The following is an 11,724-nucleotide window of genomic DNA, read 5'->3' as shown; positions in this document are numbered from 1 at the left end:
TTCACGGGCACTCCAATGAGATGGGGGACAGATTCAGAGATTGTTCTTTTAAGATTGAAAAAACTTTAAATTTTTTTTAGTCTATATCTCTTTAGCATACTTGAGCTATTGTTGTTCAGATAGTTATATCTTATATTATTCAGATAGTTATATCTTATATTATTCAGATAGTTATTTTGCCTTTATCTTATTATTGGAGTGTATATAACTTTAAATATCATTTTGAAGTTATTAAATATAGACTGGATGATATTTATGGATGATAATACTCTGAAAACATTTGCCTATATCAATATTTCATCATATAGGGTAAAGGCGATAAAAGCTATGCAGGAGGGGAATAAAACCCCAACTCAAATAGCTAATAACTCTGATATTCGATTGAGCCATATTTCCAAAGTTTTGAAAGAATTAAAGGAATGTGGCGTTGCTGAATGCATTAATGAACAGGAGCGCAGAAACAGAATATATCAGCTGACTGATTTGGGCAATGAAATTGCCGATAATTTGGAATGATATCTTATACTTTTTTTAATTAGTTTAGTCAAATATCTACTTATGGTAGAAGATAATCATAATCATTTTTGCATTTACTGTGGAGCCAAGTTAGTTCCCAATCAGCATTTCTGCTCACAATGCGGTAAGGAAGTCTATCATGATTCCACTCAAACAGTTAAAACTCCATCAAGATACGAATCAAAAGTTAAGCAAATAGAAAAGGAGTATAATTCAAAGCAGGCCAGAGCCAGTGAATTGGTTGAAAAACTGTTTGACCCTTCACACATGTCATATTCCAAATTCACTGCTGCAATTAAAAGATCCAATCAATTATTTGCCAACCAATTGAAGATAACTCAAAAGATGATGGAATTGGACAGCAGTGAGATCGTCAATAGGCAACTTGAAGATAAAATAAGAGTATTGAATACTTTCGTTGACAAGATGGAAGAGCTGATAAATGAACTGGTAATTCAATTAAGCTCCAATAAGGATGACGATGATGACATAAATGCATTATTTAAGGATATGGATGATCTAATAGGCTCTGTTAAAGACTATTAAATCATTTCTTCATAGATTTCTTTCATTTTTAACGCATCCAAATCTCTTTTTGGTGTTTCGCAAATGATGTTTGCTTTCCAGCCATTATCAATCAGGTTTGAAAGCAGGTCCCTTATGTTAGGACCGTATTCATCACTTTCATCCAATGTGTGATGCTTTACCTCTCCCCCGTTTCCATATTCTATGGTGGTGAAGTGGCAATGCAGGATATCTATATCCAGATTATCTTCAATAATTGAAAATATACAGTTATAATCCTCTTTTTCATTCAAAAATCCACGGCCTCTTGCATGGACATGCGCAAAGTCAATTGTTGGTTCAAAGTGGTCAAAAGTGGCGCATAACTCAACAACTTCTGAAACGTTTCCGAGCTGTGTGCGTTTTCCTGTAGTTTCTGGCGCAAAGGTGAACTCTTCAATGCCTTCCGCTTCAAGCTCTTCAAATAATCTGTTGACAGTATTTTTTGATATTTCCATAGCTTTTTCAGGCTTTCTGTTCAGATATGCTCCTGGGTGGAATACCAAACGGTATGCTCCCATCCATTCGCCGGCACGGGCCGCAGCAATCAGGTGTCCAATGCTTTTATCGAGTTTTGATTCTTCCTTTGCACATAGGTTAATGTAATATGGGGCATGCATTGAAATTAGAATGTCATGCTTTTCAGATTCTTCTTTTAATGTGGTTGCTGCCTTTTCACCAATTCTCACTCCATAGGGGGATTGGTATTCATAGGAGTTCAGGCCTTCATCTTGAATGTATTTGGGTGCCTTGTATGCTGCTCCCTTATAATCAACAGGACTTCCTGCAGGTCCAAAAAGTACATTATGTTTCATGTTAAATCAGTTAAAAAAATAGTAAAAAGGGGGAATTTAGAATATTCCCATAGCTTTGTTGGTTTTTGCGATTGATTTTTCGTTGTCACTTTCCATTTCTAAAAGTGCACGAATTGCATCAATGTTTTCAGGTATTACGTCAGATTCCTGATGTACAGCTTGCATGTAGAACAGTTCATTGTCCACAACATTAATGGATTCTCTCCAAACTGGAATTTCGTATAGGTCATTTCTGTTTCTTCCAAGTTCTTTTGCATATTCCATTAGCTCAGCTGTTGAACCTAAACCTTCTTCGGCAGATACAACAATCACTCTTGAACGTTTTTCTAATGCAGCAACGATTTCTTCGGTTTCGACATCGTTGTTGATTTCAACCATGATGTTGTGTTGGTGCATTAGGGTTGTTGGCACGAGCAATGCCATGGTTGTAACGTCAATGCCTTTCATAACAGTTTTCACGTCAGGTCCGTGGTGGGATGGTACCTTTGGAGGATTTGGAACAATTGCGTTGATTGGTCCCTTTTTGATTTCAGATGGGTCTGATCCTCTTCTCACCATTACTGCCCTTACCTTTTTAATGTCTGCTATCGGGTCGATTGTTGATAGTGTACGGGTCAAACCGGTAGTGTTACATGAAACTACTCTTGTGTAGTCTGCACCGTATGAGTCATCATAATTACCGAAAGAATTGAATGAAAGACCGGTTAAATCATGGTCTTCTCCACCTTGATAAATGGCTTTTACGCCAGCTTTCTTATACATTTCAAGGTTTTGCGGACCGATACTTCCAGGAGTACAATCAACAACAACATCAGCTTCCTGAATCATGTCTTCAACAGTACCGGCTATTTCAATTCCAGCATCTTTAAATAATTGTTCTCTTTCTGGAATTCCAATGTATAAAGGATATCCTTTTTCTTCAACAGCGGTTCTTGCTTCGTAGTTTGGTCTAGTTTTACTTACACCAATCACTTTCATATCATCTTGAGCGGCAACAGCATCGGCCACTCTTTTACCGATGGTTCCATAACCATTAATTGCAACAGTTTTCATTTTAATCCCTTTTTTTATAATAATTTAATATTATATGGATTAAAATCTGTTTTTTAAATTATATATAATTTGATATTTTTAATTTAGATGGTGATTGGAAAAAAAGAAAAAGTTAATTGAATTTAATGGAGCTTGCCATCGAATTCATTAAGGTTTCATTATCGCACTGCATCAATATGTATTTTGTATTGTCCCCAGAGATTGCCATATCATGGTAATTTTCTTCTCCAATTAGGTTGTCTCCTTTGAAATGAAGAATTGTAGTGTTGTTGTAGGACTTTAATGTTACGTTTGCATCGTTTTTGGCAAGGTCTTCATAATATTTCAACAGATTATCCTTTGCTCCAGCTGATTGCGCGTATATGATGTTGATTTTTTCTGTATAATTCTTGTAGTTTACTGTAACGTTGATGTCTTTGCCGGCGGTTCCATTTGTTTTTTCAAATGAGATTCCCTTTGGAACATCCATCTTGAAGTATGAATCGAAATCATGTTGTTCTAAAGAGGTGTAGTTACTTCCAAATCCTGCGTTTACAACAAATAATGTTACTGCAGCTAAAAATGCAATCAAAATTAAACTTCTTCTAAAATTCATATTAATATTTATATTCATAAAATTATAAAAGTTTTACTTAATCGTTTAATGTTTAATTAAAGTAAGTGGTGACGATATTTTGAATAATGTTGATTTACATTACACTGTTGAAGGCAGTGGGGAAACTGTTGTTTTTGTACATGGGCTTTCGGACAATTTGGCATATTGGGAATTTTTAGCAAGCAATCTCAGGCATGATTATCAGGTAGTGAGGGCTGATTTGAGAGGGCATGGTCAAACGGAGTTGGGTGGTGATGAGATATCCATTGGAACATATGTTGAAGACTTGCATGACCTTTTAATTGACTTAAACATTGATAAAATCAATCTGATAGGTTTTTCCATGGGTGGTGCCGTTGCACTTGAGTTTACGGTCAGATATCCTGATCTTGTATCCTCGTTGGTTTTGATGGCATGCTTTTACGGGGTGGATGAGCATTCTGAAATTATTTTCAATCAGTTTAAAGATGCTTTAAAAATTAGTTTCAATGAATTTTATGATTTGATTTTGCCTATGGTTGTCTGTCCTGATTTTATTGAAAATAATAAAAAGGAAATTGAAATGTTAAGGGAGATAGCTTCAAAATCTGCCAATGTTTCAGCATATATTCAGGCTATCGATGCCTGCTTGAATTTTGACATTGGAGATGAATTGTCCAATATTGATGTTTCAACTTTGATTCTTGCAGGAAAATACGACGAAATAACCTCATTTAAATCACAAAAAGATCTTCAGGGCAAAATTAGAAATTCTAAATTGATAGTCTTTGATGATGTAAGACACAATCTTTTGATTGGTGAAAACAATGAAAAAATATTAAATATATTAAAAAAAGAATTTAAGTAGAATGGTTATTCTACTTTAAAGCCTGCTTCTTCAACGGCTTCGTTGATGTCTGCATCGCTAACGTCGTCAGACATTGTAATTGTTGTAATTCCAGAATCCAAGTCTGCTTTTGCGTCTTCAATTCCGTCAACATCTTTTAAACATAATTCTACAGCATTTACGCATGATGGGCAGTGCATGCCCACTACTTTAATTTCTTTTTCAGCCATGATAAATCACCTTGTTATCGATAGTTAATATTATACTTTTGATTTATTTAAATGTTTAGTCATGCCTAATTTTCTAGGTTGTCTGCAGTCTCTTCTTGAAAGCTTGTATCTGACAAGGGTTGATGAGTATATGATGACGATGACTGACCCAATATTATGTATCAGTGCTCCTTCGATTGGATTTAGGATTCCTAAAATCGCCAATGCCATTGCAAGGATATTCAGAGCCAGTGCAAATCCGATTCCTATATGAATAATTCTTATTGTTTTTCTGGCTATTCCGATTAGATGAGGTATGTCTTCAATATTGTCATTGACCAATGCGATATCTGCGGCCTCAACACTGACATCACTTCCGATATCTCCCATTGCTATTCCAACATTGGCCTTTTTGAGGGAAGGAGCATCATTTATGCCGTCTCCGATCATGGCAACCCTATGTTTGAGTGTCTGTTCTCTTTTGATATATTCTGTTTTGTCTTCAGGCAAACAGTTGGATATGACGTTTCTGACTTTTACCTGTTTTGCGATATGTTGTGCTGTTTTTTCATTGTCTCCAGTGAGCATTGTTGTTTTAATTCTCAGTCCTTTTAATTTGGTTATTGTTCTTTTTGAATTTTTACGCAGGATGTCTGCAAGTTCTACATTTCCAAGTATTTCACCGTCTTTTGCAACAAATATTTGAATTTCTCCATTTTGAGGTTCATTATCTGTTTTTAAATTAATATTTTCTGATTTTAGGAGTTTTTTATTTCCTGCTATTATTTTTGATCCATTTATTGTTCCGCTGACACCTTTGCCGATGTGCATCTTAAAGTCCGTAACTTCTAATACGTCTTCACTATTGCAATATTTGACTATTGATTTTGCAAGAGGATGTTCGGATTTTGATTCAAGTGATACTAGCAAATGCATCATTTCCCTTGGATTGTCGGATATTATCTTTACAACTTCTGGTGTACCGTTTGTCAATGTTCCAGTCTTATCGAATACAAGTTCGTCAACTTTTGCTAATTCTTCAAGGGATTCTCCATCCTTTACAAGAATCCCATATTTTGTCAGATTTCCAATGGCAGCCATTATTGCTGTTGGTGTTGCCAGAACCAATGCACATGGGCAGAATACGACTAGGATTGTGACTGATCGGGTTATTTCGAATGTGGTCAGATATGTCAGTACAGCTAACGTAAATGCTATCACAACAATCATTGTTGCCCATTTGTCTGCAGCTCTAACGATTCTTGAGTTTTCAGGTTCAGAGGATTCAACCAATTTTATTAATTTTTGAAAGGAGCTTTCTTGGCTGATTTTTGTTGTTTTCATTGTAAATGATCCATAAAGATTGATTGTTCCACTGAATACTTCATCATTTTCCTTTTTGTCAACAGGAAGGGATTCTCCAGTTAATGTGGATTGGTTAATCGAGGTTTCACCTTTAACGATTACCCCGTCAGTGGGGATGCTTTCGCCAGGCAATACTTTTAAAATGTCTCCAATCTCCACTTTTTCAACAGGTATCTTTTCCTCAATTCCGTTTTCAATTCTTGTAGCTACTTGAGGTGTCATTTTTACGAGTTCCTCTATTCTTCCTTGGGCTTTTGATACGGTATATTCCTCCAAAAATCCTCCAATTGCCATTATTGTTGCAATTTCACCTGCTGCAAATACTTCGCCAATCATTAGTGATGCAATAATTGCAAGTGAAACAAGCAAATCGGCTTTAATATCAAATTCTGTTATCAGTCCTTCACCACATTCCTTGAATATTGGCAGTCCGCAAAGGATTACTGCTATCCAGGATACATATTCTAGGGATAGAATAAAACTTGTGATTAAACTTACTGCTGAAATTGCAATAAGAGTAATGTCAATTTTTTCTTCTTTTGTAAATTTCATTTTAATCAACCCCGATTGTATAGGTATACCCCATAGGGTATAAGGTTACTTTAAAAAAAATTAAAGTCTGGAATAATATTCCAAAATTGTTGAAATGTCACTTATGGCCTCATCAGCATCTTTCTCTTCAATGGCCTGTTTCACGCAATGTTCAAGATGTCCTTCAACAATGATGTGTCCGACCTTATGCAATGCTGATTTGGATGCATTAACCTGCATTAATATTTGTTCACATGGAATGTCCTCATCAATCATTCGGTCAATGGCATTAATCTGGCCGATGATTTTTTTAAGTCTTCTATGTAAATTTTCACTGTCCATACATTCTTTCATATTATCACATCCTATACCATAGGGGGTATATGTTCGAATTAGTATATAAATATTTTGGAAAAAATTATATGTTTGAATTCCAAATACATATATGAAGGATATTATTGGTGATATGATGAATCTTACAAAAAATTATGATGGTAAAGAATTGACTATTATTGCTGAAGGTAAAATTGACACAGTAACCGCTCCTGATTTTGAAAATGAAATTACCGATGAAATGGGTAATTTTGATTCTTTAATCGTTGATTTCAGTGATTTGGAATATATTTCAAGTGCAGGTTTAAGGGTTTTGATTGGAACTGAAAAAAAACTAAAACCTCAGGGCATTCCATTTGTCATTAAAGTCAATGATACTATTAATGAGATTCTTGTAATGTCAGGCTTTGATAAAATTTTAAATCTAGAATAAAAAGATTTTTTAGCTGAAGAATTGTTCTTTAGCTTATATAATTCCATTATTCTATTAAATAAGAATAATTCACTAATTTTTAAATTATTTATAAAATAAAAAAATAAAAAAAGAAGGAAAATTTCAAGACTATGCTTGATTTTCCATTTCCTCAAATTTAGCTGGGAAATATTCGTCTACAACGTATTCGAGACCATATTTTGAGAAAGATTGCTGTTCTGCTTTTTTACCGATTTTAAGCATCTTTTTAATTTCTGTTTGCCAGAAATCATCTTTATACCTTGGGTCTTTAGAAAGCTCTTTAAGCCTTAGCACGTCAACATCTTTGAGTTTATCTGTTGGCAGGTCATAATTGATGATGTCGGATGCTGTCACTCCAATGAATTTAGCGTCAGGAGTTGCAAGATCCTTGTTAACGTGAGCCAATTTTGCACTTCCGGAAATAATTACCTGTGCAATGTGGAATCCCCAAGGGTCTCCGTCGTTACAGATATATACTGGTAAGTTAAGTTCTGTATTGACTCTTTTAAGGAATCTTCTTGTAGCACGTGCAGCCTGTCCTTTAAGCCCAACAATCAAACAGTTAAATCTTTCATGAGCATTTTCCTGTACTAATCTGTGGAACATTCCCATGGTTTCCACTGCCAATACCTTATCAACATTATGGTCAAGGAAATCCACCTGGTCTATTGTAGGTGAGATGGTATAACCTGATTTTCCCATCTTTGCAGCATTGATTTCAACTTCATCAAGCAAAGTCAGGTCTCCATAAACTGATGCACCGTCTTCTTCAGGCATTAATCCTAAATCTTCACGTGTAGTACCTAAAGTTACTTCCAGGTCTTCCCCAACAATGTTTGATTCCTGCTGGTTTTTGAAACTGATTCCCCAACCTTCGGAAACATAATACATTTCCCTGATGGTAGCGGTTTTTTCACGAGCAACCAAATCCTTACAGAAGTTAGCCACATAAACCATTTGACCCATTTTTCTGATCTGTTTTACATTACCTAAAGACCTTTTACCGTATCTGTCACCTAAAACATAGTATCTTTTGGCTTCATCATAAACAATGTTTCCAGTACCACGGGATGGAACTCTAACAGAAGGAACTTTATTTTTTTCTATGTCTTCAATAATCTCTTGACCTAATCCTTTGAGCTTATTGAATGTGTATTCTTTTCTTTTTTCTTTATGTGATTGTCCTCTTTTTTCAGCCATCTAAATCACCTAGTCCTCAAAACCATCTTCAACATCATCTTCCTTGAAGCTGTCTAATGCGGATTGGCCCTCTTCAACTGTATGGCCAAATTCGTCAACTTCTTCCATGATGATTGCATCAAGTTCTTCTTCTTCCTCTTCCTCTTCAACTTTTTCACCAAGCAGTTCTGCAAGAGCCCTTTTGGTTACTTTTGCTAGCACTTCATGATATTCAGGAACTCCGGTTTCACCGAGTTTTGCAGCTTCTTCAATGATGACAGGAACATATTCTTCAAATACTTTTGAACGTTTTTCCTTTTCTTTTGCCGCTCTTTTGGCTCTGATATGTTTTTGCAATTTACGTGCTAGTTTCATGGTTGCTTGTCTGATTTCATGAACGATTTCTGGCTCAGGGGATACACTCTGTTTACCTGTTGAGAGATATGGTACTTGAGTTGAGATAATATTTACAAATAAAGTCAATGGAGTATTGTCCATGTCTTTCAAACCATAACGTTTCCAGTCAATACTTTTGAGAGCTTCTGTAATTGCACAGCTTCCTGCATCGAATGTTAATGGAACTCTGTTTGCAAATCTCATGATTTCAGATTTTCTTTTCTCATTAACAACTCTTCCTGCATCTCCACCATATGCAAGACCTGCTTCAATAATGAATGAAACACCACCTTGATAGGTTACAGGCTTTCTGGTAATTGTTGTAACAAACTCAGGTTTAAGGATTTGTTTCATACCTTTTTCCACTTGTTCTGATCCGATTGGTATAAGTCCGTCTGTTGGAGGGGCCATGAATTTCATTTTCTTGAAGCAGTGAACGATAGCTTCCGCTTCAGGGAATGTCATGGCTTTCGGACGTTTGTTCATGTCAATTCCGGTCATTTCGGCAATTTCATCAACTCTTTTATTGGACATCCTTGACATTGATGAGGTCAGCATGCTTTTGTATCTTCTGCTGTCGGTATTTTTTGCCATGGTCATTAAATCGTCAGCACTCACACCTTTAGGGTGAGGGAGCACTTCTTTAGGCTGTACCGGAACAACGTTTGCAGCTCTTTTGAAGATGTATTTGTGTCCGGATGGATCTCTGAAAGTGATTTTTGCGTGAGGGTTTCCGATCATGGTTCTTCTGATGTATTCGAATGCACCTTGTTCTGCAAGAGAGTATGACACATCTTTAAACTGTAATTCAATGCATACTCCGGTTTGTTCTGCAGGATAATCTTCCCTTTCCATTAAAATTCCACGGTTGTTTTCAACATCCATCTGGAACTTCATCTTAACTCCTTTGATTTCATCGCCCTCTTTGTAGCATGAAATTACATGAGCTGGCTTACCTGTAGTCATTTGTGATAAAAGCACACATCCACTACAACCTAAACCTTGTTGTCCTCTGGATTGGATGTTTCTGAACTTGGATCCTGCAAACATCATACAGTATACCTGCATTACGTAGTCTTCAGGGATACCAGGTCCGTTATCCTTATGTCTTAAGATGTAATGTTCCTTGTCAACACGTTTTAATTCGATGTCGATATCTGGCAATATTCCAGCTTCTTCACATGCATCAAAACTGTTTGTAATCAGTTCGTGGAAAACGATAGTCAATGAACGGATTTTTCCAGTAAATCCTAACATCTGCTTGTTCTTTCTAAAGAATTGGGATGGAGTCAGTCTGTCAAAATCCTCATCCCAATCAATTCCTTGTTGAGCCAAAATTTTTCCTCCTTCATGATTGATATGATTAAATTTATTATGATTACTATATTTAAATAAAGTGAGAGAGCATTTGAAAAGTAATATTCATACCCTACCCTATCTGTCTCATCTAAATATATGGTAAAATAATAATTTAAAAACATGTAAAAAATATAGTATTTACACTATGTTATCTATATATGTTGGTTACAGTATATAAAAGTTTTCAAGTAATGACATAATTTTTATAGGAAAGTATTATTTTAATTGATTTATATGTGTAATATTTCTTTGATAGGTGAAATTTGATTTGATATGAATTTATATTTCCATTAGAAAAAAAGTTGTCTGAGTTTATAAAATTGTTTTAATTTTAAAAAAAGTTTCTATGAGGTTTAAAATAAAAAATATATGTTAGGAGCATTCAACTCCTAATAATCTTTCTCATCAAAGTCGATGCCGTCCTTGAACTCGATTTTATCATCATCAATTCCGACAAGGTCCTTGAATTCTCTCATTTTCAAGTCTTCTTTTTTGTGTTCTAAAAATCCGTAAACTGATTTGTGCCTGGATCCGTTCAGAATCATTTCAATTGCTTCCTTTGCAACCATGATGTTGTCCATTTCACCTATGAGTGAAACTGTTTTTCCATAGATTGCCATGTCCACTTCAGCCATTTCCATGATGATTTCACGTGTTTTACCGTCTTTTCCAATAATCCTTCCCTTGTGTCTTGCAAGGGCCTTTTTGGATTTGCCGATATATAAAGGCAAGCTGATCACTTCAAGATAAATGTCATCGCTTACAAGCTTGAGGGCAACTTCCGGGTTGAATCCACGGGCTACAGCTTTTACAATATGGTTTGCATTCCAGACTCCCAATGGGTCTTCCATATCATCTCGGGGAGTGATGTAGACTGTACCTTCCTCACTGTCAATGTCCAATATGGTTCCGGTTGCCTTTTCAATGGATTTTTTCACATTACCGTTGCTTCCGATTAATGCCCCTACTCTATTTTGGGGTATTTTTAAATAATCTGTTTCTGGCATAATATCATCTTTTTTTTTAAATTGGAATTAATTATATTTATCTAATTTTAAATGTTTAAATCTTTTGTTAGATATAGTTTATCTAAATGATGCAAGAATACCATGGCCTCTTCAGTCGTGGATGAATTGCATAAACGGGATTAAGAATACTTTTCATATGCTCTCTCTTTTAATTTAAATATTATTGTAATTAAATTACTAGATAACAATCAGTTAAAACAGATTAATTATATTTAACTGGTTTTTATTCTTTTTTTTAAAATTAATTTTTTTCTAATAACAATTAAATAGAATAAACAACACTATTTATATTGATGGTTAAAAGTAAATTTTTAAACACTTCAAATGATAGGCATGCTGCTGTTACTGATGGTGTTTTTGCAATCGCCATGACAATTCTTGTTTTGGAAATTGCAGTTCCGACAATTACTGATATCTCATCAGGGGTTGCTTTAAACGAATATTTCCTCAGGTATCTGGCACCGTCCATTTTGATATATTTCATAAGTTTTTACATTGTTT

General features: G+C 35.2%; 14 protein-coding genes. 5 read left to right on the top strand and 9 right to left on the bottom strand.

The window, feature by feature from the left end; translation table 11 throughout:
- Window positions 1–255 precede the first annotated feature (255 nt).
- Both QZN27_RS06465 and QZN27_RS06460 read left to right on the top strand, forming a co-directional pair.
- Complete coding sequence (locus tag QZN27_RS06465) at window positions 256–516, top strand: winged helix-turn-helix domain-containing protein (protein WP_296785334.1); 261 nt, start codon at window positions 256–258, stop codon at window positions 514–516.
- 42 nt (window positions 517–558) lie between these two features.
- Window positions 559–1,062 carry a zinc ribbon domain-containing protein gene (locus QZN27_RS06460; RefSeq protein ID WP_296785332.1) on the top strand — a complete coding sequence of 168 codons (504 nt, stop codon included), beginning with the start codon at window positions 559–561 and terminating at the stop codon, window positions 1,060–1,062.
- On the opposite strand, the gene QZN27_RS06455 is transcribed toward QZN27_RS06460, so the two are convergent.
- The 3 genes from QZN27_RS06455 to QZN27_RS06445 form a co-directional block, all read right to left on the bottom strand.
- A complete protein-coding gene (locus QZN27_RS06455; protein WP_296785329.1) occupies window positions 1,059–1,895 on the bottom strand; it encodes a TIM barrel protein in 837 nt (278 codons plus the stop codon). The genes QZN27_RS06460 and QZN27_RS06455 overlap by 4 nt on opposite strands.
- A 36-nt stretch (window positions 1,896–1,931) precedes the next feature.
- A complete protein-coding gene (locus QZN27_RS06450) occupies window positions 1,932–2,948 on the bottom strand; it encodes a phosphorylating glyceraldehyde-3-phosphate dehydrogenase (RefSeq protein WP_296785327.1) in 1,017 nt (338 codons plus the stop codon).
- A 112-nt stretch (window positions 2,949–3,060) separates the two neighbouring features.
- On the bottom strand, window positions 3,061–3,543 hold the full coding sequence (locus QZN27_RS06445) for a hypothetical protein (RefSeq protein WP_296785325.1): 483 nt from the start codon (window positions 3,541–3,543) through the stop codon (window positions 3,061–3,063).
- A 79-nt stretch (window positions 3,544–3,622) separates the two neighbouring features.
- Between QZN27_RS06445 and QZN27_RS06440 the strand changes: the two genes are divergently transcribed.
- A complete protein-coding gene (locus QZN27_RS06440; protein WP_296785321.1) occupies window positions 3,623–4,390 on the top strand; it encodes an alpha/beta fold hydrolase in 768 nt (255 codons plus the stop codon).
- Window positions 4,391–4,395: 5 nt separating this feature from the next.
- On the opposite strand, the gene QZN27_RS06435 is transcribed toward QZN27_RS06440, so the two are convergent.
- From QZN27_RS06435 to QZN27_RS06425, 3 genes are read right to left on the bottom strand one after another with little or no spacing between them, the layout of a single operon-like run.
- Window positions 4,396–4,599: a heavy-metal-associated domain-containing protein gene (locus QZN27_RS06435; RefSeq protein ID WP_292602745.1), complete on the bottom strand. Its 204-nt coding sequence runs from the start codon at window positions 4,597–4,599 to the stop codon at window positions 4,396–4,398.
- Between the two features lie 30 nt (window positions 4,600–4,629).
- The gene (locus tag QZN27_RS06430; protein ID WP_296785317.1) at window positions 4,630–6,495 is read right to left on the bottom strand and encodes a cation-translocating P-type ATPase; all 1,866 of its coding nucleotides are present in this window, start codon (window positions 6,493–6,495) and stop codon (window positions 4,630–4,632) included.
- A gap of 60 nt (window positions 6,496–6,555) precedes the next feature.
- Window positions 6,556–6,828, bottom strand: coding sequence for a metal-sensing transcriptional repressor (locus QZN27_RS06425; RefSeq protein ID WP_296785315.1), 273 nt, complete (start codon window positions 6,826–6,828; stop codon window positions 6,556–6,558).
- 115 nt (window positions 6,829–6,943) lie between these two features.
- Here QZN27_RS06425 and QZN27_RS06420 point away from each other — a divergent pair, with 115 nt between their 5' ends.
- Window positions 6,944–7,240: an STAS domain-containing protein gene (locus QZN27_RS06420; RefSeq protein WP_296785312.1), complete on the top strand. Its 297-nt coding sequence runs from the start codon at window positions 6,944–6,946 to the stop codon at window positions 7,238–7,240.
- 129 nt (window positions 7,241–7,369) lie between these two features.
- Here the strand turns inward: QZN27_RS06420 and QZN27_RS06415 are convergent, their stop codons facing one another.
- The 3 genes from QZN27_RS06415 to QZN27_RS06405 all read right to left on the bottom strand — a co-directional run bounded on the left by QZN27_RS06415 (window position 7,370) and on the right by QZN27_RS06405 (window position 11,202).
- A complete protein-coding gene (locus tag QZN27_RS06415; protein ID WP_296785311.1) occupies window positions 7,370–8,461 on the bottom strand; it encodes a DNA topoisomerase IV subunit A in 1,092 nt (363 codons plus the stop codon).
- 9 nt (window positions 8,462–8,470) lie between these two features.
- Window positions 8,471–10,171, bottom strand: a complete 1,701-nt coding sequence (gene top6B, locus QZN27_RS06410; RefSeq protein ID WP_296785308.1) for a DNA topoisomerase VI subunit B — start codon at window positions 10,169–10,171, stop codon at window positions 8,471–8,473.
- A 413-nt stretch (window positions 10,172–10,584) separates the two neighbouring features.
- Window positions 10,585–11,202: a KH domain-containing protein gene (locus QZN27_RS06405; protein WP_296785305.1), complete on the bottom strand. Its 618-nt coding sequence runs from the start codon at window positions 11,200–11,202 to the stop codon at window positions 10,585–10,587.
- A gap of 314 nt (window positions 11,203–11,516) precedes the next feature.
- On the opposite strand from QZN27_RS06405, the gene QZN27_RS06400 reads away from it, so the two are divergent.
- On the top strand, window positions 11,517–11,724 hold a 208-nt coding region (locus QZN27_RS06400; RefSeq protein WP_296785302.1), incomplete at its 3' end, for a TMEM175 family protein.

The sequence above is a fragment of the uncultured Methanobrevibacter sp. genome, from assembly GCF_900316895.1.
GTDB lineage: Archaea > Methanobacteriota > Methanobacteria > Methanobacteriales > Methanobacteriaceae > Methanocatella.
Note: the sequence above shows the minus strand (reverse complement) of the source record. Positions and strands in the feature narration are given on the sequence as shown.